This window comes from Rhodococcoides kroppenstedtii (assembly GCF_900111805.1).
GTDB classification, from domain to species: Bacteria; Actinomycetota; Actinomycetes; order Mycobacteriales; family Mycobacteriaceae; genus Rhodococcoides; species Rhodococcoides kroppenstedtii.
On sequence record NZ_FOJN01000001.1, the window covers coordinates 379,861 to 403,430 of the forward strand.

Genomic DNA, 23,570 nt, shown 5'->3' on the forward strand with positions numbered 1-23,570 from the left:
ACTCCGTCGGCGCCGGCCGGTCGTGCAGGGTGCGTCAGTCGCGCGTGAGCTTGCGGTGGGTGACGCGGTGCGGACGGGCGGCGTCGGGACCGAGCCGCTCGACCTTGTTGGCCTCGTAGCCCTCGAAGTTGCCCTCGTACCAGTACCAGGCCGCCTCGTTGTCGCCGAAGCCGCCTTCCCACGCGAGGATGTGGGTGCAGGTCCGGTCGAGGAACCAGCGGTCGTGCGAGATGACCACGGCGCAGCCGGGGAACTCCTGCAGCGCGTTCTCGAGCGATCCCAGCGTCTCGACGTCGAGGTCGTTGGTGGGCTCGTCGAGCAGGATCAGGTTGCCGCCCTGCTTGAGCGTCATCGCCAGGTTCAGACGGTTGCGCTCACCACCGGAGAGCACTCCGGACGGCTTCTGCTGATCGTGGCCCTTGAACCCGAACGAGCTGATGTACGCGCGGGACGGGAACTCCTGGGTGCCGACGGTGATGAAGTCCAACCCGTCGGACACCGTTTCCCACACCGTCTTGGACGGGTCGATGCCGGCGCGGTTCTGGTCGACGTAGCTGAGCTTGACCGTCTGGCCGATCTTGACCTCGCCGCTGTCCGGCTGCTCGAGACCGACGATGGTCTTGAACAGCGTCGACTTACCGACACCGTTGGGGCCGATGACACCGACGATGCCGTTGCGCGGCAACGTGAACGACAGGTCCTTGATGAGGATGCGGCCGTCGAAGCCCTTGTCCAGGTGCGAGACCTCGACCACCACGTCGCCGAGGCGCGGCGGGTTGGGGATCTGGATCTCGTCGAAGTCGAGCTTGCGCGTCTTCTCCGCCTCCGCGGCCATCTCGTCGTACCGATCGAGGCGGGCCTTGTTCTTGGCCTGACGGGCCTTGGCGCCGGAGCGGACCCAGGCCAGCTCGTCCTTGAGCCGCTTCTGCAGCTTCTGGTCCTTCTTGCCCTGGACCTCGAGACGCTCGGCCTTCTTCTCGAGGTAGGTCGAGTAGTTGCCCTCGTACGGGTACAGGCGACCGCGGTCGACCTCGCAGATCCACTGTGCGACGTGGTCGAGGAAGTACCGGTCGTGGGTGACGGCCAGGATGGCGCCCTGGTAGGCGGCGAGGTGCTGCTCGAGCCACAGCACCGATTCGGCGTCCAGGTGGTTGGTGGGCTCGTCGAGCAGCAGCAGATCGGGCTTGCTCAGCAGCAGCCGGCAGAGCGCGACGCGCCGCTTCTCACCACCGGACAGGTGCACCACGCTCTCGTCCGGCGGCGGGCAACGCAGGGCGTCCATGGCCTGCTCGAGCTGCGAGTCGATCTCCCACGCGTCGGCGTGGTCGAGCTTCTCCTGCAGCTCACCCATCTCCTCCATCAGCTCGTCCGAGTAGTCGGTGGCCATGAGTTCGGCGATCTCGTTGTACCGCTTGAGCTGCACCATGGTGTCGCCCAGGCCGTCCTCGACGTTCTCGCGGACCGTCTTGGTCTCGTCGAGCTCCGGCTCCTGCATGAGGATGCCGACGGACGCGCCCTGCGCGAGGAACGCCTCGCCGTTGCCGGGCTGGTCGATGCCCGCCATGATCTTGAGGATCGAGGACTTGCCGGCGCCGTTGGGGCCGACCACGCCGATCTTCGCTCCCGGGTAGAAGCTCATGGTCACGTCGTCGAGAATGACCTTGTCGCCGTGCGCCTTGCGCACCTTCTTCATGGTGTAGATGAATTCCGCCACGGGTTCCTCTCGAAGTGGTCAGATGCGATCGGAGTCTACCGGGACGCCCGGCGCCGCCCCAATCGCCGGAGCGGGGTGCCGATCGCCGACCCGGGGGCCGCGCGACCGGCACCCGGGTCCTACCCGACCGGCGTCGGAACGGCGTCCCGATGCACGTCGGCCTCGTCCTCGGTGAGGTCCGGGGGGCCGTCCACGTCGGCGGGTTCGCCCGCGTCGGACTCGGCCGGGACGGTGTCGCGTCGCGGCCGCTGGAGCGTGGCCTGGCAGCGCGAGAGGTCCGGCCCGACGGCCGTCGCGGTGATCTCGAGACCGGATCGGCCCACCCCCTCCTTGGTGGTGTACTCGCTGGTGCGGGCGCGTCCGTAGACGATCACCGGGTCGCCCTTCATCAGCGAGGCCCCTACGCCCGAGACCAGTCGCCGCCAGCAGGAGACCGACGCGTAGAGCGTGTCTCCGTCGATCCAGTCCCCCGTCGCCCGGTCCTGCCGGCGGGAATTGCTGGCCACGCGGAAACCGAGCACCTCGTCCCCGGCCTGCGTGGTGCGCTTGATCGGATCGGTGATGACGGTGCCCACCACCGTCGTCCAGACGTCGTTCATCTCTCCCCCTCCCGTCCGGCGGTTCTGCCGGTACCTCGCCGAGGATGCCGTCGGGCCGCGACGACCGGGGTGCGCCGGACCGTGCCCTGGGGACGGTGATCCACAGGGCACGAGGAGGGGGTTGACAGGGTCGTTCCTAGCCGACCGGGACGGCCTCCGGTTCGAGGTCCGGGGCGGCGAGCAGGGCGGCGTAGGCGCTGTCGGCCGCCACCAGCTCGTCGTGCGTGCCCTGCTCCAGAATCCGGCCGTGGTCGAGCACCACGATGAGGTCCGCGTGCCGCACGGTGGAGAGCCGGTGGGCGACGACGATCCGGGTGCGGCCCCGGCCGAGCTCGTCCATCGCCGTCGCGACCGCCCGCTCGGTGGCGGTGTCGAGAGCGCTGGTGGCCTCGTCGAGCACGAGGATCGGTGGGTCCCGCAACACCGTGCGGGCGATCGCCAGCCGCTGTTTCTCCCCGCCGGAGAAGCGGTATCCGCGTTCACCGACCAGGGTGTCGTAGCCGTCCGGCAGGGCGAGCACGAACTCGTGGATCTGCGCGATGCGGGCGGCGTTCTCGATCTCCTCGTCGGTGGCCGAGGGCTTCGCGAAACGCAGGTTCTCCCGAATGGTGTCGTGGAACAGGTAGGTCTCCTGCGACACCACGCCCACCAGGTCGGCGACGGTCGCGAGCGGGAGCGACCGCAGGTCCACACCGTCGATCTCGACGCTGCCGGACTCCGGATCGTGCAGACGGGCGGTGAGATAACCCAGGGTGGTCTTGCCGGCACCCGTGGCACCGACCACCGCGAGCGTGCTCCCGGCCGGGACGGCCAGGTCGATGCCTTCGAGGGTCGGTGCACTCGACCCCGGATAGCGGAAGCTCACGTCACGGAACCGCACGTCGCCACGAGCCCGGCGGGGGTCCATCGCGATCGGCGCGGCCGGCTCGTCGATGTCGACCGGCAGGTCCAGGTACTCGAAGACACGGCCGAACAGGGCGAGCGAACTCTGCACCTCGACCCCGGTGTTCAGCAGCGACATCGTCGGTCTGAACAGCTGGGTCTGCAGGGTGGTGAACGCGACGAGCGTGCCGACGGTGATCGTGTTGCCGTGCCCGATGGTCACCCCGGCGAACCAGTAGACCAACGCGGGCATGGCCGCGAAGCTGATCGAAATGGTCGCCATCCGCCACTTGCCGGCCATGGTCGAGCGCAGCTCGACATCGGCGACCTCGGCGGAGCGAGACGAGAACCGTTCCGTGAGAACCGATCCCGAGCCGGTGGTCTTGCCCAACAGCACGCCGCTGACCGACAGCGACTCCTCGACCTGGACCGACAGTTCCGAGAGCAGACGCTGACGGACGGTGGAGATACGACGACGCTCCTCCCCGACTCGGCGGGCGATGCGCACGAACACCGGGAGGATGAGCAGGGAGAACAGCGCCAGCCGCCAGTCGAGCAGGACCAGGGCGACGACGGTGGCGAGCACCGTGGTCGCGTTCTGCGCGATGGACGTGGCGGTGTTGGTGACGACGGACTGCATGCCGCCGATGTCGTTGGCGATGCGGGACTGCACCTCGCCTGTCCGGGTCCGTGCGAAGAAGCCGAGCGACTGCCGCTGCAGATGCGAGTACACCTGCACCCGCAGGCGGTGCATGAGGGCCTGGCCGATGCCGTTGGACATCCACGTCTGGGCGACGCCGAGACAGTTGGTGACCACGGCGACGGCGATCATGCCCGCGGCGAGCAGCGTGACCAGCGTGGTGTTGCCGTCGGGAATGGCGTGGTCGAGCATCTCGCGCAGCAGCAGCGGCGACGCCAGGGCGACGACGGCGCTCGCGGTGATGACGGCGGTGACGGCGAGAACCCGACCCCGGTAGGGACGGAAGAGGGAGACCACCCGGCGGAGCGGGGCGGGCGACGACACAGCGGTGGTGGTGGGAGTGGGAGAGGGATGCATACGACCTCCCGGGGTTCGGTCGGCCCCGTGGGTCGCGGGCCGAATACAATGAGGTTACCTCACTATGAGGCTGACCGCTACAACGTAGGATGTGGTCCGTGCATTCCTCCGACCGCGATCTCGGCGACCTCACGATCACCGTCGCGCGCGCGCTGCGACGGCGTCATCTGGCCGCTCTCGAACCGTTCGGACTCCCGCCCTCGCACGGGCGAGCCCTGAAGGTGCTGGCGCGCAGCAACGGCCCCGTGCGGCCCGGGTATCTCGCCGATCGCCTGCGCATCGCGCCCCGCTCGGTCACCGACGTGGTCGACGCCCTGGTCGAGGCCGGGCTCGTCCGGCGTCGACCCGACGACACCGACCGCCGTGCCGTCCTGGTCGACCTCACCGACGCCGGGCGTGCCCTCGCCGCGGACGTCGCCCGCGCACAGCGACGCGCGTCGGCCGGGTTGTTCGACGTGCTCGACGAGGGCGAGCAGCGCGCACTCGAGGCGCTGCTCGGCCGCCTCGTCACGGCCGTCGATCCGTCGTGAGGTTAGGTCGGTCCCGAACCGGGAACAGGCCTGTCTCATGAGGGGACGGGTGATCGCTGCTGCGGTCGTGCGGAACGATTCCGTCGTTCCCCAACTGGTCCGCTTCGCGGCCGTCGGCGCCGTGAGCAACGTCCTCTACGTCGCGGTGTTCGTCCTGATGCAGCCCGAGGGTCGGGTGATCGCGAACGTCGCGGGCGCCGCGGCCTCCACCGTTCTCGCAAACGAGCTGCACCGCCGCCTGACGTTCCACGCCGGTGAGCGGGTCCACTGGTTCACCGCGCAGTGGGAAGCCGGCGGGCTCGCCCTCGTGGGTCTCATGGTGTCCACGGCGGCCGTCACGGCGCTCGAGGTTGCCGCCCCGAACACGAGCGCGCTCGCATCCGCCCTGCTGGTGGTCACGGTGACCGCCGTGGTCGGCGGACTCCGCTTCCTCGCGTTGCGGGGGTGGGTCTTCTAGCGGCCGTCGCGGTCGCGTCGGGCCAGCTCGGCGAACATCGCGTTGTGGGCGGCGAGTTCGGCGTCGTCGTCGCGGTCCGCGGCGCGGTCGGTCCGCACGGCTTCCTTCCGGTCGCTCGCGGACCACTGCACCAGCAGCGCGATCATGACCAGCAGCAGCGGGATCTCGCCCGTCGCCCAGGCGATGCCGCCGCCGAGACGCTGATCGGCCAGCAGGTCCTGGTTCCACGGCAGGCCCAGTCCGCGGAAGAACTGCTCCCCCATCACCGATTCGGTGCTCATCAGCGCGACACCGAAGAAGGCGTGGAACGGCAGCGACCCGAACACCATGGCCAGCTTGGTCACCGGGGACAGTCGACGCGGTGCCGGATCGACCCCGATGACCACCCAGTAGAAGAGGTAGCCGCTGAGCAGGAAGTGCAGGTTCATCAGGAGGTGCGCGCCGTGGGAGTCGACCGCCGAGTCGTAGATCCCGCCGAGGTACAGCGCGTAGAACCCGCCCACGAAGATGACGGCGGCCACCACCGGCTGGGTAAGAAAACGCGACACCGGGCTGTGCAGCGCGGCGAGGATCCATTCGCGCGGTCCGGGCACGCCGTTCTTCCCGGCGGCCGGCAGCACTCGCAGTGCCAGCGTGACCGCACCACCGAGCGCGAGCAGCACCGGCGTCAGCATCGAGAGCACCATGTGCGCGCCCATGTGCACGGAGAACATGGCCATCGAATACCGCCCGATGCCGGACGACGTGGCGACCAGCAGGCTCAGGCAGCCCAGGACCCACGCGACGGTGCGGCCGACGGGCCAGGTGTCGCCGCGTCGGATCAGGCGACGCACACCGACGAGATAGACCGCGGCGAGCACGATCGCGGCGGTGCCGAAGATCAGGTCGAAGCGCCAGTCGGTGACGAAGGTGGCGAACGACGGCGGCCGGGTCAGGTCGTAGCCGAGTTCGACCTCGGTGAGGGTCAGCTCGCGACCGTCACCGGCGGGCGGCGGGGTGCGCGAGAGTCCCACGGCCAGTCCGACAGTGGCCGCGAACACCAGCATCTCGGCGCCGGCGAAGCAGGCGAGCGCGGAGCGTGACGACGGGTCCGCGGCGAGGTCGGGCAGTGACCGCCGGCGGTGGACGTAGCCGAACGTTCCGAGCGCGATCAGCGCCACCACCTTCGCCAGTACCAGGCGGCCGTACGTGGTGTCGATCAGGTCGGACGGGGTGATGCGGACGAAGGCGTTGACCACGCCGCTCACCCCCATGACGACGAACGCGATCAGCGCGACGGCCGAGAACCGGCGAGCCGCGACGTCGGTGTGCGCGCCGCGACGACGGGCGTGCGCCAGCAGTGCGAAGAGTCCGCCGGCCCACAACGAGGCCGCGACGAGGTGGAGGATCAGGCTGTTGGTGGCGACGTCGTGCGACCCGCCGGACGACGAGTGTCCGGTGAGCGCCAGCGGCATGAGCGAGGCGAGACCGACCAGCAGGAGCACGGGAGTCCAGCCCCAGCGGAGCACGCTGCGCGCGGCGACGGTGAGGATCAGCGCGATGATGGCCGTCCACTGCCAGGCCCGTGCCAGTTCCACCTGCGCGAGGCCGGACCACAGATTCGCCGGCTCGAGCGCCTGCCCGAGCGGCTGGCCGGAGGTGTCCGACAGGGTCAGCGGTACCAGGACGATCGCGCACGCGGCCCACACAGCAGCGGCGACGGAGGCGGTGCGCACCGCGCGATAGCCGTCGACGTCGAGGACGCCGGACGCCTGCGGCGGGACCAGGAAAGCTGCGAGCAGCAGCGACCCGATCGCGATCACGGCGGCGATCTCCCCGAGCGCCCGCACCGCCGGCAGTCCGTAGGTGGTGACGGGCCCCGGATCGGGAATGCCGAGCAGCACCAGGGCCTGCGACGCGGACAGCGCGACGATCAGCGCCGCGACGACCGCCGCGACCAGGCCGGCTCCCGCGGCGACGCCCGACGACCCCGCGCCCCGCTCGGGCGTCGTCACGGGTCGGACCTCGGTGGTTGCCATGCTTCCAGGGTAGAAGCCGTTCGCCGCCCAATCACCGACAGGTTGTAGTAGATGCGCCACACCCGACGGGACCGGTGTGGCGCCGAGGGTCGCTTGGCTACACTCTCCGTGCGCCTCCGTAGCTCAGGGGATAGAGCAAGGGCCTTCTAATCCCTTGGTCGCAGGTTCGAATCCTGCCGGGGGCACTCCGCGTCCCGGCGCCCGGCCTTCCCGCTGATCGCTCCTGCGTTCACGGACGGTGCACCGTCAGCACACGTCGACACCGTCAGCGGGAAGCCCGCCGCACCCCCGTCGCCGCTACTGCCCGGCCCGATACGCCACGCCGGCAGCCAGAACCACCACCGCCAGAGCGATCGCCGGCGCGGAGAACCCCAGCAGCCGGTACGCCGCCGCTCCCGCCACGGCCCCGAGAGTCAGTGCGGTCCAGAGTCCCAATGGCTGCAGCCAGGTCGCGGTCCCGCGCCCGAGAACCCGATCGGCCACGCGCAACCCGGCGGTGACGAGCATGCCGGTCATGTAGGTGACGGCGACGGCCCCACCGCGACGGGCGAACGCGGCGTTCAGCGCACCCATGCCCGCAGTGAGGACCAGGGCCGACGGCAGGGTGGCGTGCACCAGCAGGTGCACCACCCTGGCGAGGGCCAGCAGAACCGCGACCGTCGCCAATACCGCCGACCGCCGACGACGGTCCGCGACCGCCCCGACCACTCCCCCGACGATCACGCCGACCACGAACGTCGCCACGATCGACAGGCCGACCGCCACCGCCCCGAGGTCGCCGCCCACGAGCATCACCGCGCTGCGGGTCGAGTTGCCGGTGATGAAGGACAGGAAGAAGCCGCCGAGCGCGACGAACCCCACGCCGTCGACGAAGCCGGCCACCGCGGCGAGGCCCGCCACCGTTCGGAACTCGCGCACGTCGTCGATCACGCGGGACATTCCACCACCCCGAGCCGGGTAGCGTCGCTGCGGTGATGCGCCGACTCCTCGCCGCCGGGGCGTGCGCGCTGGTACTCGCCGGATGTGCACCGTCCGACCCGCCCGCCGACCCACCAGCGACGTCCGACGGGGCCCCGCGGACGTCCGAGGACCCCACCACCGAGCAGAGCACCCCCGCCGTCGCCGGCCCCGCGGTCCCCACCGGAGCCGACGCCGTCGCGGCCGACGATCTGTTCGTCGCCGGTCTGCGGGCCGGGGCCGTCGACTTCGCCGACCCCGAGACCATGGTCATCCTCGGCCGGGGCATCTGCGCCGAGCTGCAGCAGGGCGCGCCGGTGATCGCCGAGGTGGACGCGGTGACCACCGGCAGCGGCGGCAAGTGGGACCAGGGTGCGGCCGGGGCCATCGTCGGCTCCGCGATCGGGGCGTATTGCCCCGAGTTCCGCGCCCTGCTGCCTAACTAGCGCTTGCGGCGCAACAGGAATCGCTGGATCTTGCCGCTCGGCGTCTTGGGCAGGGCGTCGACGAAGTGCACGGTCCGCGGGTAGGCGTGCGCCGCGAACTTCGTCTTCACCAGCTGCTGCAACTCGGCCTCGAGTTCGGCCGAGCCCTCGGTGCCCGGCGCGAGCACCACGTACGCCTCGACCACCTCGCCGCGGATGTCGTCGGGCTGGCCCACCACGGCCACGTCGATCACGGACGGGTGCTCGACCAGCACGCTCTCGATGTCGAACGGGCCGATGCGGTACCCGGCCATGATGATGACGTCGTCGTTGCGCGCGGAGAAGAAGTAGGAGCCGTCCTCGACCCGGCCCGCGTCGCCGGTGAGGTACCAGGCGCGGTCCTCGGTGAACCGCTCGGCGGTCTTGTCGGGGTCGTCGAGGTAGCCGTCGAACCACATGAGCGGCGAGCCGGCGACGTCGAACGCGATCTGGCCGTCGATCACCCCCGCGGCGAAGCCCGGCAGCGGCGTGCCCATCGACCCCGGAATGACCTCGGCGCGCACGTCGTCGTGCCATCCGTTCACGATGACCATGCCGTGTTCGGTCTGCCCGTAGTGGTCCCGCACGGTCACCCCCAGCGCCTTCTCGCCCCAGACGAGGACGTCGGGCGTCAGCGGTTCGCCCGCCGACGACGCCCGACGCAGGGACAGCCCGCCCACGGACGGGTCCTTGCTCAGGCTGCGGTAGACGGTGGGCGCGGCGGCGAAATTGGTGACACCGAAGGTGGTCATGACGGCGGACGTCACCGCGGGGGTGAAGCCGGCGTGCAGCATCAGGCTGCGTCGACCCATCGCCATCGGCCCGAGGATCGCGTAGTAGAGCCCGTACGCCCAGCCGGGGTCGGCGGCGTTCCAGAACACGTCGTCCTCGCGCACGTCGAGTCCGTAGGTCATGTACGCGACGAACGAGGCCAGCGCCCGCGCCGGCACCGGCACGCCCTTGGGGCGACCCGTGGTGCCCGAGGTGAACAGCTGGACGATGATGCCGTCGCCACCCACCGCGACCGACGACGCCAGGGGCTCGTTCTCGGTGACCATCGCGTCGAAACCGGGGCCGGTCTCCACGACGGCGATGCCGTCGATGCCCTCGAGCTTGGGACGCTGGTCGCTGTCGACGACGACCACGCGCGCCGCCGCGGCCGTCACTCGCATCTCGATCGCCGGCGTCGCGAACGCGGTGAACAGCGGCACGTGGACGGCGCCGAGTCGCCAGATCCCCAGCAGCGCGACGATCAACTCCTCCCGCTTGCTCATGAGCACGCCGACGCGGTCGCCCTGGCCGATGCCCATCGACGCGAGTCCCCTCGCGAAGCGTGCGGACTTGTCCGCGAGATCGCCGAACGTCAGATCGTGATGGGTGAGCGCGCCGGCGGCGTCGACGTCGACGAACGTGAAGGCGATCGCCGACGGATCGTGGTCGTCGCAGAGCACGGCAGCGACGTTCAGCGATGCGGCGCCGTAGGTCTCCGCGAGGGCGGTGATGGCGGCCGTGGTGTCGGCCGCTGCAGGTGCCGAGGCAACTCCGTGCACAGTGGTGTCCTTTCGCTCGTTCTGTGATTCAGTGTGGTCCACACCACGTGGCGCCCGATACCCTCCGAAGTGAGTGATGGGCAGGGAGACGGAGAGATGATCGCCAGTACGAGTACGCGCATGGACACCGCCGTCGCCCGGTTGCGGGAGGCCACGGGGGTCTCGCTCGCCTTCGGCGGCACGGTCGGCGCGTCGCGGAAGTTGTCGCTCGCCCATTTCTGCGGCCGCTCGGTCGGCGCACTCGACGGCGTGACCCTCGATCCCGGGCAGGGCCTGGGTGGGCGAGTCCTGCAGATCGGCCGGACCGTCTCGGTCGACGACTACACCACCACGTCGGTCATCAGCCACCGATACGACGCGATCATCGCCGCCGAGGGTCTGCGCGCCATGATCGCGGCGCCCGTCGTGGTGAACGAACGCCACGTCGGCGTGCTCTACGGCGCGAATCACCGCGTCGGCATCATCGGCGGACGGGTCCTGGATGCGTTGAGCGACGAGGCCCGTCGCGTCGGGCAGGAACTCGCGGTCGACGAGGAGCGGGCTCGCTCCGATCGGCTGCGCGAAGACATTCGCAGCGCGTACGCGAACCTGCGCATGCTCGCCGCGCGTGTCGACGATCCGGCCGTGAAGGCCGCGCTCGACCGAGCCGGAGCGGACCTCGCCGGCGCCGTGGTCGGGGGCGTCGAACCCGACTCGTCCTGCTCGCTCACCGCGCGCGAACTCGATGTCGTCGCCCTCGTCGCGACCGGCAAATCCAATGCTGCCGTGGCGGATTCGCTGGGGCTGACCGTCGGGACGGTGAAGAGCTACATGAAGTCGATCATGGTCAAGCTCGGCGCCACCACGCGCATGGAGGCGGCCACCTCCGCGCGACGGGCGGGCCTGCTGCCCTGACTGTCGGTGCAGTTGTCCACCGTGGGGGTGGACTACTGCACCGAAGTTCGCAGTTCCTTCTCCAGCGGCGTCGGGAACGACGGGGTGACCGGTGTTCCGTCCAGGACGGCGGAGATGCGGGCGGCCTCCCGCGCTATTCCCGCGACGGCGCGGGCCGGAACGTCCTCGAGCAGTCGGGTGACGACGCCCTCCCCCGGCCGCACCGCCCACCCCCCGACCACGCGGCCGTTCCACCACACGGTGGGGCCCACGTTGCCGGAGGTGTCGAAGAGCGCCGGGCGGAGTGTGTCGGGCAGAAACCACCGACGGTCCTTCCAGCCCATCGGCGTCGGATCCAGGGCCGGCAGCAGTGCCGCACCACCGGTTGCGGGTTCGATCTCGGTGTTCGACAGCATGATTCCCGGCCCCGCGTCCAGCTCGACCTCATGAATGTCGAGGGCCGCCACGGCCTTCTGCGTGTGCCCCTTGGACCACCCGGTCCACCACTGCAGGTCGTCGACGGTCGCGGGCCCGAACACCTCGAGCCACCGCCGCGCCAGCTCGATCCGCGCCTCGGCCTCGTCGATCACGGGAAGACCCTCGGGCCACCAGTACTCCACCGGCGCCCAGACGTGATGCCGCGACGACCACGACCCCCGCGGCTGCACCCGCACCATGCGCCCCTCGGCGGACAGCAAGGCGAGCAGCGTGGACGTGACGTTACGACGCACGTCGTACTTCTTGTCCGTCGTCGGCAGGAAAGCGGTGCGCAATGCCGGTACGGCCGTGGACAATTCGGCGCCCGTCGCCGTCCCGGCCGCGCGCAACGCCACGTCGACGTCCGCCTCCACGCCGGCGAGCCAGGCCTCGGCGTCGTCGATCACGGGGTCCGTCGGCTTGGTCGACAGTTCCTTGACCAATCGAGTCCGCAGGGTGCGCGCCACCCCGGCACTCGCCCCCGCCTGCACGACGGGCATGAACGGCTTCTCGACGACGAACAGGGTCCGGCGCATGGCGAGAACGCGGACCAGCGTGCGGGCGTCGTACATGGCGGTCGCGATGTCGGCGAGCGTGGCGGTCCGCGACCGGGCGATCACCTGCAGCGAGACGCTGGCGGGATCGGTCGCATGGAGCGCCAGGATGCGGGCGGTCACCGCGTCGGGCGTGAGGGACTCCCCCGTCCCCACCGCATGCCGGGAGATCAAGCGGGCGCGGCGCTGGGTGTCGGTGATTCTCACGGACACAGTGTCGTGCACGTGAGCCCGCGGCAACAGGGATAGTGGAACCCCGGCCCCGGCATCCGGGGCCGGAATTCCACGATCCACCCCACACACGACGAACGCCCCACCCTCAACGGACCGGGGTGGGGCGTCGTCGGTCGAGCTATTTCTCCGCGACCTGCTCGAACTCTCCGTCGATCACCTCGAAGGATCGGTTGTCGCGCTGGGCGCGGCGGGATGCTTCGCGCATCTCGATGCCGTCGGTGACGAGGTCGCCGATCTCCCGGGTGACGTCGCGGACCGCCGTGGCGATGATGACGGCGATCCGGCCCACGTGCATGGCGGCGGACTCGGTCAGCTCCTGCACGGTGTCCTTGTTGCGTTCGAACTTGCCGACCACGAAGGTCCTCCTCAGGCTGCGGCCTTCTCGCGCTCGATGATCACACCGGTGACGGTGTCCGGACCGGTGAACCGGTTCGGCAGCGCGAGCTTGAAGATCTTGCCCCACACAGTACCGATCTGATGGAAGAAGCCGCCGGTGTTGTACGGCAGGCCGTACTCCTCGCACAGCGCCCGAACCTCGGGGGCGATCTGCGGGTACCGGTGCGCGGGCAGATCCGGGAAGAGGTGGTGCTCGATCTGGTGCGAGAGGTTGCCGGACAGGATGTGGAACAGCGGCCCGCCCTCGATGTTGGCCGAGCCGAGCATCTGCCGGACGTACCACTGGCCGCGGGTCTCCTGCGCGGTCTCCTCGGCGGTGAAGGTCTGCACACCGGTCGGGAAGTGGCCGCAGAAGATGATCGAGTAGGCCCACACGTTGCGCACGATGTTGGCGGTCGCGTTGCCGACCAGCGTCGGGACGAACAGCGGACCGGTCAGCGCCGGGAAGACGATGTAGTCCTTCAGGACCTGGCGGCCGGCCTTGCGCCACCAGCCCTGGACCAGCGGCTTGATGTCGCTCCACTTGCGCTTGCCCTGCACCACGTTCTCGGCCTCGAGATCGTGCAGCATGACGCCCCACTCGAAGAAGGTCATCAGCAGGAACGCGTACACCGGGTTGCCCAGGTAGTACGGGTTCCACTTCTGGTCCTTGTCCATGCGGAGGATGCCGTACCCGATGTCCCGGTCCATGTCCAGGATGTTCGTGTACGTGTGATGCATGTAGTTGTGCGAGTGCCGCCACTGGTCGGCGGGGCACGCGGTGTCCCACTCGAACTTCTTGGAGTTCAGGCCCGGCTCACGCATCCAGTCGTACTGGCCGTGCATGACGTTGTGGCCGATCTCCATGTTGTCGAGGATCTTCGACATCGACAGGGCGCCGACGGCCGCGATCCACGCCGGCGGGAAGAAGCCGAGGTACATCAGGCCGCGCCCGGCGACCTCGAATCCCCGCTGGGCCTTGATGATCTTGTAGATGTAGTCGCGATCCTCCTGGCCGAGATCGGCGACGGTGCGCGCACGCAGGTCGTCGAGCTTGCGGCCGAGTTCCTCGACGGCTTCGTACGACAGGACGACGGGGCCGTCGGTGCCGGGCTTGTCGAGGGCGGTGGACGTCGGCTCCGGCTTGGAGCCCGAGCCGACGAACGGGAGGAAGGACAAGGACAGTCCGAACATGATGCCTCCTGCTGGTGGTGGTGTGGTCAGACGTCGATGTCGACGTCGCCCACGGGAACGGAGACGCACAGCTGGATCTCGGTGTCGGGATCCGAGCTCGTCTCGCCGGTCTTGACGTTGCGGGTGCATCCGGACTTCTTGACCGAGGTGCACGTGAAGCAGATGCCCATCCGGCAGCCGAATTCCGGGGTGAGCCCGACGTTCTCGGCCTGCTCGAGCAGCGTGGCGCCGTCGTTCTCCGCCGTGGCGCCCGACGCGGAGAACGTCACGGTGCCCGTGGCGTCGCCGTCCGCGACGGGCGTGGCGGTGACGAACTCCTCCTTGTGGAGGGCGTCGGCGAGCCCGAGCTCGTCGAACACGGCGGTGACACCGTTCATCAGCCCGGGCGGCCCGCACAGGAAGGTCTGCGCCGACCTGTACCAGGGCGCGGCGGTGGCCAGGTGGTCGGCGTCGAAGAAGCCGTGGAGATGACCACCGTCCTGCTGATCGGTGTACGCGTACACGACGTCGACGTTGTCGTTCTCGGCCGCGATGCGGTCGAGTTCGGCGCGGTAGCAGACGTCCTTCTCGGTGAACGCGTAGTGCAGGAACGCGACGCGCCCGGTGTACCCCTCGTGCACCAGGGTGCGCAGCATCGACATCACCGGGGTGATGCCGCTCCCGCCGCTGATCAGCAGGACGTGGCTCGGCCGAGGCGACGGGAGCTCGAACGTTCCGGTGGCGGGCGCGAGGCTCACCACCAGTCCGGGCTCGGCCGCGTCGACCAAGTAGGTGGAGACGATGCCGTCCTTCTGCTTCTTGACGGTCAGCTCGATGGCGCCGTCGGCGCCGGCGGCACCCACGGGCGAGTAGCACCGGGTGTGCCGGATGCCGTTCACCACGACGCCGATCTGCACGAAGTGTCCGGCGGTGTGGCCCTCCCACTGCCAGGTCGGCCGCAGGGTCAGGGTGACCGTGTCCGCGGTCTGACGGCGGACGGCGACCACCTCGGCCCGCATCTCGTCGACGGTGACCATGGGGTCGACCAGTTCGAGGTAGCGGTCGACGGCGTGGGGCGTGGTCAGGGTCTCCAACAGGCGCGGACGCAGCTTGGACAGCAGGGACGGACGGCGGCGAGCGGCCGGTTCGGCGATGCTCATCGAGCCTCCTTCGATGTCGGCGGGATGCGGGCGTCGGATCCGCACCCGACAACAGTGCACATCCGTTCACTGGAATCGAGTGTGACAGCCCGGACCAGGGACGTTCAAGGCCAATGTGACAACGGACACGTCCCTTCACCAGCAGTGACCCGGACACCACCGATATCGGCGGAGTGCACACGCATTCACGCAGGTGGGCTACTGTGAGCTCATGTCCGACCGATCCGGAACCGCCACGGCCAGCCGGGCCGAGCGCAAGGAGCGCACGCGCCGTGCGCTGGTCGACGGCACGCTGGCCACGATCGAGGACCGCAGTTTCGCCAGCGTGAGCCTTCGGGAGGTGACCCGCGCGGCGGGCATCGTCCCGACGGCGTTCTACCGCCACTTCGCGTCGATGGAGGATCTCGGCGTCGCCGTCGTCGAGGACAGTATGCGCATGTTGCGACGCGTCATGCGCGACGCGCGTCGACACCCGTCGGCCGAGAACGCGCGCGAATCCCTGGGCCTGCTCGTCGGTCAGATCCGGGACCACGACGTCCAGTTCCGCTTTCTCCTCCGCGAGCGCAACGGCGGAGTTCCCGAGGTCCGACGGGCCATCGCCACCGAGCTGCGGCTCATCGTGCACGAGCTGGTTCAGGATCTCGAACGCATTCCGGCACTGCAGGATTGGCCCACCGACGATCTCGACATGGTCGCCAACCTCATCGTGAACACCATGCTGGCGGCCGTGGTCGACCTGCTCGACGTGCGGCCGAACAGCGTGGCCGAGCGTGACGTCGTCGAACGCGCCCTCGCACAACTGCGTGTGGTCATGCTGGGCATGGGTCAATGGCAACCGCGCACCGCGGTCCGGGAGCGAGGCCCCGCCGCACGCGGCTAGCGTGGGGCCCATGCGCATCCCCGTGGGCGACCTGACCTTCGACGCACGCGAGTACGGCGACCGGGCGAACCGCCCGGCGTTGCTGCTGCACGGCTTTCCCGAGACCGGCGCGAGCTGGCACGACGTCGCCGTCCGCCTGGCCGACGCCGGCCGGTACGTCATCGCCCCGGACCAGCGGGGCTACTCCCCCGACGCCCGACCCGACGGCGTCGAGGCCTACCGCATCGAGGAACTCGTGGCGGACGTCGTGGGGATGCTCGACTCCCTCGGCCTCGACGCGGTCGACCTGGTGGGGCACGACTGGGGCGCCATCGTCGCCTGGCACGTCGCCGTCTGGCATCCCGCGCGGGTGCGCTCGCTCACTGCCGTGTCCGTCCCCCACCCCGGCGCGTTCGGCTGGGCGCTGCGGAACGACGCGGATCAGAAGGAGCGCAGCGCGTACATGCAGCTGTTCCGTCAACCGGACAAAGCCGAGGACGTTCTGCTGGCCGACGACGCCCGTCGCCTGATCGCCATGTTCTCCGGCGCGGCGGATCCGACGATCGTCGAGCGCCACCTGCCGGCCGTCGTGGATCGCGCCGCGCTCACCGGCGCGCTGAACTGGTACCGCGCCATGACCCGCGAGTTCGGCGACCTCGGTCCGGTGACCGTGCCCACCACGTTCGTGTGGGGCAACGACGACACCGCCATCGGGCGCGTGGCGGCGGAGCGTTGTGCGCAGCACGTCGACGGGCCGTACGAGTTCGTCGAACTCGGCGTGAGCCACTGGGTTCCGGAGGACGACCCCGACCGTCTCGCGGACGAGATCCTCGCTCGCTGAGCATCTCTCGGGCCGAGTCAGACCACCGCGTCCCGAGCCAGATCACCCCTCGGCGCGGCGACGGGGAGCAACGCGGCCAACCCGGCGGCGAGCACCACCAGCAGCCCGACGATGCCGGCGCGGTCCGAGCCGAACACGAAGACGAAGAACCCGAACAGGCTCGGCGCCAGGAAGGACACGGCGCGGCCGGTGGTGGCGTAGAGCCCGAACATCTGACCCTCGCGGCCCGGCGGCACGATGCGGGTGAGAAACGTGCGTGACGACGACTGCGCGGGCCCGACGAACAGGCACAGGATGAGGCCGAAGATCCAGAACATCGTGGGCCCGGACACCACCAGCAGGACGATGCCGGTGGCGATCATGGCGGCCAGCGAGACGACGATGACGCGCTTGGGTCCGATCGCGTCGTCGACACGCCCCGCGGCGAGCGCCCCGAGCGCCGCGGCGACGTTCGCCGCGACGCCGAACAGCAGCACGTCGGCGGCCGAGATGCCGTAGACGGTGACGGCGAGGACGGCGCCGAAGGTGAACACGCCGGCGAGACCGTCCCGGAAGAGCGCACTGGCGAGGAGGAACCACACCGTGCGGCGGTCGGTGCGCCACAGATCGCGCACGTCGCGCAGCAGGACCCGGTAGGACTCGACGTACCCGGCGCGGGCGGCGGCGGAGTCCGCATCGGTGCGCGGCAGCTCGGGCACCGCCAGCAGGACCGGTAGGGAGAAGACGAGGAACCACGCCGCGGCGAACAGCGCGACCAGGCGGATGTTCAGACCGTCCTCGGTCGAGATCCCGAGGAAGCCACGCGTGTCGCCCTCCCCGGCGATGAAGCCGAAGTAGGACACCAGCAGGAGCACGATGCCGCCGAAATAGCCCATCGCCCAGCCGAACCCGGACACCCGGCCCAGATTGTCCGGCGTGGAGACCTGCCGGAGCATGGCGGTGTAGGGCACCTGAGCGAGTTCGAAGAGAACCGACCCACCGGCGAGCAGCACCAGTCCGAGCCACAGGTAGTGGTAGTCGTCCTTCACGAGGAACAAGCTGGCCATCGCGGCGACGGTGGCGATGCTCAGCAGGAAGAGCGACCGCTTGCGCCGCCCCCTGGCATCGCTGCGCTGGCCGGAGACCGGAGCGCTCAAGGCGATGAGCAGTCCGGCCAGACCCAGCGACCAGCCGAGCCACGAACTGGCGGAGACGCCGCCGGGGAGGTCGTCGCCGACGGCGTCGGTGAGATAGACGGAGAAGACGAACGTCAGGATGACCGCCTGGAAGGCGGCGCCGCCCCAATCCCACAGGCCCCACGCCGCGATCTGCTTCCTGGACACCGTGCCGGGACCACCGACCACCACCATGCTCGCAGCATAGGTCGCGACGGGGACGGCTCGATTCCGGTCCGGCGCCGCGCCTCGTCCCTAGACTCGGCGACCGTGACCGACACCTCGCAGGCGCACCGGTATCCGACGCTGCTCACCCCGATCACGATCGGCTCGGTGACCCTGCGCAATCGCGTCGTGATGGGCTCGATGCACACCGGGCTCGAGGACCGTGCGCACGACGCCGGCAAGCTCGCCGCGTACTTCGCCGAGCGAGCCCGCGGCGGGGTCGGCCTCATCGTGACGGGCGGGTACGCCCCGAACCGGCGCGGATGGCTCCTCCCCTTCGCGGCCAAGCTGACCAACCGTATCGAGGCGCGCCGGCACCGCCGCATCACCGCCGCGGTGCACGACGAGGGCGCCCGTATCGTGCTGCAGATCCTGCACGCGGGCCGCTACGCCTATCACCCCGGCGCCGCGTCGGCGTCGTCCCGGAAGTCCCCCATCTCCCCGTTCCGTCCGTGGCGGCTCACGGACCGCGGCATCGAGCGGCAGATCGACGCCTACGTGCGGTGTGCACGCCTGGCACAACGAGCCGGCTACGACGGCGTCGAGATCATGGGCGGCGAGGGCTACCTGATCAATCAGTTCCTCGCCCCGGCGACGAACCGCCGCACGGACCGCTGGGGCGGCTCGGCCGCGCACCGCCGTCGGCTGCCGGTGGAGATCGTGCGCCGCACGCGGGCGGCCGTGGGTCCCGACTTCCTGCTGATGTTCCGCCTGTCGATCGCGGACCTCGTGGCGCACGGGCAGACCTGGCCGGAAGTGGTGGCCCTGGCCCGCGATCTGGAGGACGCGGGCGTCGATCTGCTCGACTCCGACATCGGCTGGCACGAGTCCCGCGTCCCCACCATCGTCACGTCGGTCCCGCGCGCCGCGTTCGCCGACGAGATCCGTCGCCTCACCGACGTCGCTCGCGTCCCGGTGGTGGCCACCAACCGCATCTCCATGCCCGAGGTCGCCGAACAGTTGCTCGCCGACGGCGACGCGGACCTGATCTCGATGGCCCGTCCCATGCTGGCGGACCCGAACTGGGTGACCAAGGCGGCCGAGGGCCGGCGCGACGAGATCAACACCTGCATCGCCTGCAATCAGGCGTGCCTCGACCACGTCTTCGTCCACCGCAAGGCCTCGTGCCTGCTCAACCCGCGGGCCGGCCGGGAGACCGAACTCGTTCTCGCGCCGACCCGGCGAGCCCGAGACGTCGCCGTCGTCGGGGCCGGACCGGCCGGGTTGGCCGCCGCCGTCGAACTGGGTCGACGCGGCCACCGCGTGACGCTTTTCGAGTCCACCGACCGCATCGGCGGCCAGTTCGAGATCGCTCGCCGCATCCCCGGCAAGGAGGAGTTCACGGAGACCATCCGCTACTTCACTCACTCGCTGGAGCGCGCCGGCGTCGACGTCCGCCTCGGCGTCACCGCCACCGTCGACGACCTCGTCGGCGCCGACCACGTCGTCCTCGCGACGGGCGTCGTCCCGCGGGTGCCGACGATTCCCGGAATCGACCACCCCAGCGTGGTCAGCTACGCCGACGCGGTCCTCGGCCGCGCCCCGATCGGCGATCGCGTCGCGGTGCTCGGGGCGGGCGGCATCGGTGTCGACGTCTGCACGTTCCTCACCACGACGTCCTCGCCGACCCTCGACGTCGCACGGTGGCGACGTCAGTGGGGCGTGACCGACGACCCGGCCGCGCGCGGCGGGCTGACCGAACGACGACCCGAGAGCCCGCGACGGCAGGTGTACCTGCTCCAGCGGACCGAAGGACGCATCGGCACCCGGCTCGGCAAGACCACCGGATGGGTCCACCGCGCGCATCTCGTCGACGGCGGCGTCGAGCAACTCTCCGGCGTGACCTACCACCGTATCGACGACGCCGGCGTGCACATCTCCGTCGACGGCCGACCGCGCACCCTGGCCGTCGACACCGTCGTCGTCTGCGCCGGTCAGGAACCCGTTCGGACGCTGCTCGACGCCGTGACGACGGCCGGGATCGGTGTCGACGTCATCGGTGGGGCCGAGCGCGCCGCGGAAATCGACGCGAAGCGGGCCATCGAGCAGGGGACGCGGGTGGCCGCACGTTTGTGACCTCTCCCGGTGCCGGACCTCCGCCGGCTTCGCTAGCCTGAGCGGTCGTGAGCCTCCCCGCACCCACCGTCGATGCCCGTGCCGTCGTGACCGGAGCGTCGTCCGGCATCGGCGAAGCCCTCGCCGCCGAGCTCGCCGCTCGCGGTCACTCGCTGATCGTCGTCGCGCGGCGCGGTGACCTGCTGAACGCCCTCGCCGACCGCCTCACTCGTGAGCACGGTGTGGCCGTCGAGGTGCGGGTCAGCGACCTGTCCGACCCCGGGCAGCGCCAAACCCTCGCCGACGAGCTCGCCGACCGCGACGTCTCGATCCTCTGCAACAACGCCGGCATCGCCACCTTCGGCCCGGTGGCGAAACTCGATCCCGACTACGAGCGCGCCCAGGTCCAGCTCAACGCGGTGGCCGTGCACGACCTCACCCTCGCCGTCCTCCCCGGCATGATCGCGCGCGGCGCCGGCGGTATCCTGATCACCGGCTCCGCCGCGGGCAACATGGCCATCCCGAACAACGCGACGTACGCCGCCACCAAGGCCTTCGTGAACACCTTCTCGGAGTCCCTGCGCGCCGAACTCGCCAGCACCGGCGTGCACTGCACCCTGCTCGCGCCCGGCCCCGTCCGCACCGAGACCCCCGACCCGGCCGACGCGTCGATCGTCGACAAGCTCGTCCCCGACTTCCTCTGGATCGACAGCGCCTACACCGCGCGACTGTCCCTCGACGGGCTCGAGAAGAACAAGATGCGCATCGTACCCGGCATCCTCAGCAAGGGCATGTCCGTTGCGGGACAGTACAGTCCGCGTTTCATCACCGCGCCGATCGTGGGCAGCTTCTACAAGAAGCTCGGCGGCGAGTGATCACCGCGGACGTCGCTATCTCCGGCTGACCCGACTGCCGTCACCGCCGGCGGCGCCCCGTCCCGAAGATGCTCCGCGAGATCTCCCGCCCGGCCGCGCTGGCGGCCGACCGCAGGAAACTCTTCACCGCCGGATTGCTCATGATCCGCTCCGCGGCGGACGGGCCGGCCGGCTCGGGAGCCGGCAGCGGCGGCAGGTCGTACGTCTGTGGCAGCGGCGGAAATTCGGGCTCGGCCGTCGGCTCCACCGGAGCGGGCGCGGGGGCGAGCCGGGCGGACAGGCGCTCGTACGCCGAGTCGCGATCGACGGTCTCCGCGTACGTCGCGTGCAGCGAACTCGCCGTCGCCGTGGCGGCGATCGCCTCGGTGCCGATGGTGTCCATGAGCGACTGCGGCGGCCGAATCCTGGTCCACGCCACGGGAGTCGGCGCGCCACGCTCGGACAGCACGGTGACCACGGCCTCGCCGGTCCCGAGCGTCGTCAACGCCTCCTCGAGGTCGTAGTCCTCGCTCGTGGGGTACGTCCGCACCGTCTTGGTCAGCGCCTTCTGATCGTCCGGGGTGAACGCACGCAGCGCGTGCTGGACGCGCGCCCCGAGCTGGGAGAGCACCGGCCCGGGAACGTCGGTGGGCAGCTGCGTGCAGAAGAAGATGCCCACCCCCTTCGAGCGGATGAGCTTGACCGTCTGTTCCACCTGTTGCAGAAAGGCTTTCGACGCGTCCGCGAACAGCAGGTGCGCCTCGTCGAAGACGAACACGAGCTTCGGCTTGTCCAGGTCGCCTTCCTCCGGCAGCGTCTGGAACAGGTCCGCGAGGATCCACATGAGGAACGTCGAGAAGAGAGCGGGCCGGGCCGCGAGCGGGCCGAGCTCGAACAGCGACAGCACGCCGCGCCCGTCCGGCGTCACCCGCAGCAGGTCCTCGGTGCGGATCTCCGGCTCGCCGAAGAACGTGTCACCACCGTCCGCCTCCAGATTGACCAGCGCCCGCAGGATCACGCCGGCCGTGGACGACGACACTCCGCCGATGCCCTTCAGATCCGCCTTGCCCTCGTCACTGGTCAGGTGCGTGATCACCGAACGCAGATCCTTCAGATCGAGCAACGCCAGACCCTGCGTGTCCGCCCAGTGGAAGATCAACCCCAGCGTGGACTCCTGGGTAGCGTTCAGTCCCAACACCTTCGAGAGCAGAATGGGACCGAACGAGGTGATCGTGGCGCGGACCGGAATCGCGCCGCCCTCGGTGCCGAGGGAGAGGAACTCCACCGGGAAGGCGCCCGGCTGCCACCCCTCGGCGGCGGTCTCGGCGGCGCGAGCCCGGATCTTCTCCGAGTCTGCGCCCACCTGCGACAGACCGGACAGATCACCCTTGACGTCCGCGAGCACCACGGGAACGCCTGCGAGCGAGAGCTGTTCGGCGATCACCTGCACCGTCTTGGTCTTGCCGGTACCGGTGGCGCCGGCGACGAGGCCGTGCCGATTCATCGTCGCCAACGGCAGCCGCACCCGCGCCGACGGGTCCGCCGCGCCGCCGAGCACCACGCTCCCGAGTTCGACGGCCGCGCCCTCCGTGGCGTAACCGGCGGCGATGGCAGCGGAGCGGGATGCGGCATCGGTCATGGGACGACCCTAGCGCCGAGGTCTAGGGTGAGCGGGACAACGGCACCGAACGTGAGGCACGACGTGAGCAAGGATTTTCTGGTCTGGATCGACTGCGAGATGACGGGTCTCGACTTGGCCTCGGACAAGCTGATCGAGATCGCCGCGCTGGTGACGGACAGCGACCTGAACGTTCTCGGCGACGGGGTCGACATCGTGATCCACGCCGACGACGACGCGCTCGCCGCCATGCCCGACGTGGTCACCGAGATGCACGCCAAGTCGGGACTGACCGAGGAGGTCCGCCGCTCGACGGTCACCCTCGAGCAGGCGCAGGAGCAGGTCCTGGCGTACATCCGGGCCCACGTGCCGGAGAAGGCCGCCCCGCTCGCGGGCAACTCCATCGCCACCGACCGGGGATTCCTGGCCCGCGACATGCCCGAGCTCGACGGCTACCTGCACTATCGGATGATCGACGTCAGCTCCATCAAGGAACTCTGCCGCCGGTGGTACCCCCGAATCTACTTCGGTCAGCCGCAGAAGGGCCTCGCGCATCGAGCCCTCGCGGACATCGAGGAATCGATCCGGGAGCTGAAGTACTACCGGCAGACGGCGTTCGTGGCCCCGCCCGGCCCCAGCACCGAGCAGATCGGGGCGGTCACGCGATCCCTCACCGACGGGGACGCCTGACATCGGCCGGCGGCGGGGACCGATTGGCTTCCGGCCGCCGGGTCAGGCTAGTATCGAACGCGCTGCGCGCCCGGTGGGTGCGTCGCGATGGTGGGCGTAGTTCAGTTGGTAGAGCACCAGGTTGTGATCCTGGCTGTCGCGGGTTCGAGTCCCGTCGTCCACCCCATACGCGAAGGGCCCCGTTCATCCGACCGGGGCCC

21 protein-coding genes and 2 tRNA genes are annotated in these 23,570 nt (G+C 70.0%); 11 read left to right on the forward strand and 12 right to left on the reverse strand.

All coding sequences use genetic code 11. The annotated features are described in order from the left end of the window. Nucleotides 1-34: 34 nt before the first annotated feature. From ettA to BMZ18_RS01805, 3 genes are all read right to left on the reverse strand, one after another. Nucleotides 35-1,714 (reverse strand): energy-dependent translational throttle protein EttA, encoded by a 1,680-nt coding sequence (gene ettA, locus BMZ18_RS01795; protein ID WP_068100057.1) that lies wholly within the window; start codon nucleotides 1,712-1,714, stop codon nucleotides 35-37. A 119-nt stretch (nucleotides 1,715-1,833) separates the two neighbouring features. Then, complete coding sequence (gene ssb, locus BMZ18_RS01800; protein WP_068100055.1) at nucleotides 1,834-2,313, reverse strand: single-stranded DNA-binding protein; 480 nt, start codon at nucleotides 2,311-2,313, stop codon at nucleotides 1,834-1,836. 136 nt (nucleotides 2,314-2,449) lie between these two features. Continuing rightward, complete coding sequence (locus BMZ18_RS01805; RefSeq protein WP_068365466.1) at nucleotides 2,450-4,252, reverse strand: ABC transporter ATP-binding protein; 1,803 nt, start codon at nucleotides 4,250-4,252, stop codon at nucleotides 2,450-2,452. A 98-nt stretch (nucleotides 4,253-4,350) separates the two neighbouring features. Between BMZ18_RS01805 and BMZ18_RS01810 the strand changes: the two genes are divergently transcribed. Continuing rightward, nucleotides 4,351-4,782: a MarR family winged helix-turn-helix transcriptional regulator gene (locus BMZ18_RS01810; RefSeq protein WP_068365474.1), complete on the forward strand. Its 432-nt coding sequence runs from the start codon at nucleotides 4,351-4,353 to the stop codon at nucleotides 4,780-4,782. Between the two features lie 49 nt (nucleotides 4,783-4,831). After that, nucleotides 4,832-5,239 (forward strand): GtrA family protein, encoded by a 408-nt coding sequence (locus BMZ18_RS01815; RefSeq protein ID WP_308124844.1) that lies wholly within the window; start codon nucleotides 4,832-4,834, stop codon nucleotides 5,237-5,239. Here the strand turns inward: BMZ18_RS01815 and BMZ18_RS01820 are convergent. Continuing rightward, nucleotides 5,236-7,257, reverse strand: coding sequence for a bifunctional copper resistance protein CopD/cytochrome c oxidase assembly protein (locus BMZ18_RS01820; RefSeq protein WP_068365467.1), 2,022 nt, complete (start codon nucleotides 7,255-7,257; stop codon nucleotides 5,236-5,238). The genes BMZ18_RS01815 and BMZ18_RS01820 overlap by 4 nt on opposite strands. Before the next feature lie 112 nt (nucleotides 7,258-7,369). Here BMZ18_RS01820 and BMZ18_RS01825 point away from each other — a divergent pair. Continuing rightward, nucleotides 7,370-7,442 (forward strand) — tRNA-Arg (locus BMZ18_RS01825). A gap of 112 nt (nucleotides 7,443-7,554) precedes the next feature. Here the strand turns inward: BMZ18_RS01825 and BMZ18_RS01830 are convergent. Further along, the gene (locus BMZ18_RS01830) at nucleotides 7,555-8,196 is read right to left on the reverse strand and encodes a YoaK family protein (protein ID WP_068365468.1); all 642 of its coding nucleotides are present in this window, start codon (nucleotides 8,194-8,196) and stop codon (nucleotides 7,555-7,557) included. A 35-nt stretch (nucleotides 8,197-8,231) separates the two neighbouring features. Between BMZ18_RS01830 and BMZ18_RS01835 the strand changes: the two genes are divergently transcribed. Then, nucleotides 8,232-8,660: a DUF732 domain-containing protein gene (locus tag BMZ18_RS01835; RefSeq protein WP_074921694.1), complete on the forward strand. Its 429-nt coding sequence runs from the start codon at nucleotides 8,232-8,234 to the stop codon at nucleotides 8,658-8,660. On the opposite strand, the gene BMZ18_RS01840 is transcribed toward BMZ18_RS01835, so the two are convergent. Beyond that, the gene (locus BMZ18_RS01840) at nucleotides 8,657-10,180 is read right to left on the reverse strand and encodes an AMP-binding protein (protein ID WP_068365475.1); all 1,524 of its coding nucleotides are present in this window, start codon (nucleotides 10,178-10,180) and stop codon (nucleotides 8,657-8,659) included. The two genes, BMZ18_RS01835 and BMZ18_RS01840, sit on opposite strands and share 4 nt — an antisense overlap. Nucleotides 10,181-10,324: 144 nt before the next feature. Here BMZ18_RS01840 and BMZ18_RS01845 point away from each other — a divergent pair, with 144 nt between their 5' ends. Beyond that, nucleotides 10,325-11,122, forward strand: coding sequence for a LuxR C-terminal-related transcriptional regulator (locus BMZ18_RS01845; protein ID WP_068365470.1), 798 nt, complete (start codon nucleotides 10,325-10,327; stop codon nucleotides 11,120-11,122). A 32-nt stretch (nucleotides 11,123-11,154) separates the two neighbouring features. Here the strand turns inward: BMZ18_RS01845 and BMZ18_RS01850 are convergent, their stop codons facing one another. From BMZ18_RS01850 to BMZ18_RS01865, 4 genes are all read right to left on the reverse strand, one after another. Then, on the reverse strand, nucleotides 11,155-12,339 hold the full coding sequence (locus BMZ18_RS01850) for a winged helix DNA-binding domain-containing protein (protein WP_074921720.1): 1,185 nt from the start codon (nucleotides 12,337-12,339) through the stop codon (nucleotides 11,155-11,157). 145 nt (nucleotides 12,340-12,484) lie between these two features. Further along, nucleotides 12,485-12,721 (reverse strand): hypothetical protein, encoded by a 237-nt coding sequence (locus tag BMZ18_RS01855; protein ID WP_068100038.1) that lies wholly within the window; start codon nucleotides 12,719-12,721, stop codon nucleotides 12,485-12,487. 11 nt (nucleotides 12,722-12,732) lie between these two features. Beyond that, the gene (locus BMZ18_RS01860; protein ID WP_068365997.1) at nucleotides 12,733-13,935 is read right to left on the reverse strand and encodes a fatty acid desaturase family protein; all 1,203 of its coding nucleotides are present in this window, start codon (nucleotides 13,933-13,935) and stop codon (nucleotides 12,733-12,735) included. A 26-nt stretch (nucleotides 13,936-13,961) separates the two neighbouring features. Continuing rightward, nucleotides 13,962-15,074, reverse strand: coding sequence for a ferredoxin reductase (locus tag BMZ18_RS01865; RefSeq protein ID WP_068366027.1), 1,113 nt, complete (start codon nucleotides 15,072-15,074; stop codon nucleotides 13,962-13,964). Between the two features lie 211 nt (nucleotides 15,075-15,285). Here BMZ18_RS01865 and BMZ18_RS01870 point away from each other — a divergent pair, with 211 nt between their 5' ends. Together BMZ18_RS01870 and BMZ18_RS01875 are read left to right on the forward strand one after the other, a co-directional pair. Continuing rightward, nucleotides 15,286-15,954, forward strand: a complete 669-nt coding sequence (locus tag BMZ18_RS01870; RefSeq protein ID WP_068366025.1) for a TetR family transcriptional regulator — start codon at nucleotides 15,286-15,288, stop codon at nucleotides 15,952-15,954. A gap of 10 nt (nucleotides 15,955-15,964) precedes the next feature. Beyond that, nucleotides 15,965-16,774: an alpha/beta fold hydrolase gene (locus BMZ18_RS01875; protein ID WP_068366023.1), complete on the forward strand. Its 810-nt coding sequence runs from the start codon at nucleotides 15,965-15,967 to the stop codon at nucleotides 16,772-16,774. Nucleotides 16,775-16,791: 17 nt separating this feature from the next. Here the strand turns inward: BMZ18_RS01875 and BMZ18_RS01880 are convergent, their stop codons facing one another. Further along, nucleotides 16,792-18,123 (reverse strand): MFS transporter, encoded by a 1,332-nt coding sequence (locus tag BMZ18_RS01880; RefSeq protein WP_068365995.1) that lies wholly within the window; start codon nucleotides 18,121-18,123, stop codon nucleotides 16,792-16,794. A gap of 75 nt (nucleotides 18,124-18,198) precedes the next feature. On the opposite strand from BMZ18_RS01880, the gene BMZ18_RS01885 reads away from it, so the two are divergent. Together BMZ18_RS01885 and cmrA are read left to right on the forward strand one after the other, a co-directional pair. Beyond that, the gene (locus tag BMZ18_RS01885; protein ID WP_068365993.1) at nucleotides 18,199-20,229 is read left to right on the forward strand and encodes an NADPH-dependent 2,4-dienoyl-CoA reductase; all 2,031 of its coding nucleotides are present in this window, start codon (nucleotides 18,199-18,201) and stop codon (nucleotides 20,227-20,229) included. Between the two features lie 47 nt (nucleotides 20,230-20,276). After that, on the forward strand, nucleotides 20,277-21,083 hold the full coding sequence (gene cmrA, locus BMZ18_RS01890; protein WP_068365990.1) for a mycolate reductase: 807 nt from the start codon (nucleotides 20,277-20,279) through the stop codon (nucleotides 21,081-21,083). Between the two features lie 40 nt (nucleotides 21,084-21,123). Here the strand turns inward: cmrA and BMZ18_RS01895 are convergent, their stop codons facing one another. Beyond that, nucleotides 21,124-22,701, reverse strand: a complete 1,578-nt coding sequence (locus BMZ18_RS01895) for a helicase HerA-like domain-containing protein (protein ID WP_068365988.1) — start codon at nucleotides 22,699-22,701, stop codon at nucleotides 21,124-21,126. A gap of 63 nt (nucleotides 22,702-22,764) precedes the next feature. On the opposite strand from BMZ18_RS01895, the gene orn reads away from it, so the two are divergent. Both orn and BMZ18_RS01905 read left to right on the forward strand, forming a co-directional pair. Further along, nucleotides 22,765-23,370 (forward strand): oligoribonuclease, encoded by a 606-nt coding sequence (gene orn, locus BMZ18_RS01900; protein WP_074921695.1) that lies wholly within the window; start codon nucleotides 22,765-22,767, stop codon nucleotides 23,368-23,370. Nucleotides 23,371-23,460: 90 nt separating this feature from the next. After that, nucleotides 23,461-23,536, forward strand: a tRNA-His gene (locus BMZ18_RS01905). Nucleotides 23,537-23,570: the final 34 nt, after the last annotated feature.

Excerpts from the sequence above, each read along its gene's own strand:
- BMZ18_RS01895 (WP_068365988.1), bottom strand. The coding sequence starts at position 22,701 with ATGACCGATGCCGCATCCCGCTCCGCTGCCATCGCCGCCGGTTACGCC.
- BMZ18_RS01875 (WP_068366023.1), top strand. The coding sequence starts at position 15,965 with ATGCGCATCCCCGTGGGCGACCTGACCTTCGACGCACGCGAGTACGGC.
- ssb (WP_068100055.1), bottom strand. The coding sequence starts at position 2,313 with ATGAACGACGTCTGGACGACGGTGGTGGGCACCGTCATCACCGATCCG.
- BMZ18_RS01845 (WP_068365470.1), top strand. The coding sequence starts at position 10,325 with ATGATCGCCAGTACGAGTACGCGCATGGACACCGCCGTCGCCCGGTTG.
- BMZ18_RS01870 (WP_068366025.1), top strand. The coding sequence starts at position 15,286 with ATGTCCGACCGATCCGGAACCGCCACGGCCAGCCGGGCCGAGCGCAAG.
- BMZ18_RS01860 (WP_068365997.1), bottom strand. The coding sequence starts at position 13,935 with ATGTTCGGACTGTCCTTGTCCTTCCTCCCGTTCGTCGGCTCGGGCTCC.
- BMZ18_RS01880 (WP_068365995.1), bottom strand. The coding sequence starts at position 18,123 with ATGGTGGTGGTCGGTGGTCCCGGCACGGTGTCCAGGAAGCAGATCGCG.
- BMZ18_RS01805 (WP_068365466.1), bottom strand. The coding sequence starts at position 4,252 with ATGCATCCCTCTCCCACTCCCACCACCACCGCTGTGTCGTCGCCCGCC.
- BMZ18_RS01835 (WP_074921694.1), top strand. The coding sequence starts at position 8,232 with ATGCGCCGACTCCTCGCCGCCGGGGCGTGCGCGCTGGTACTCGCCGGA.
- BMZ18_RS01865 (WP_068366027.1), bottom strand. The coding sequence starts at position 15,074 with ATGAGCATCGCCGAACCGGCCGCTCGCCGCCGTCCGTCCCTGCTGTCC.
- BMZ18_RS01820 (WP_068365467.1), bottom strand. The coding sequence starts at position 7,257 with ATGGCAACCACCGAGGTCCGACCCGTGACGACGCCCGAGCGGGGCGCG.
- BMZ18_RS01830 (WP_068365468.1), bottom strand. The coding sequence starts at position 8,196 with ATGTCCCGCGTGATCGACGACGTGCGCGAGTTCCGAACGGTGGCGGGC.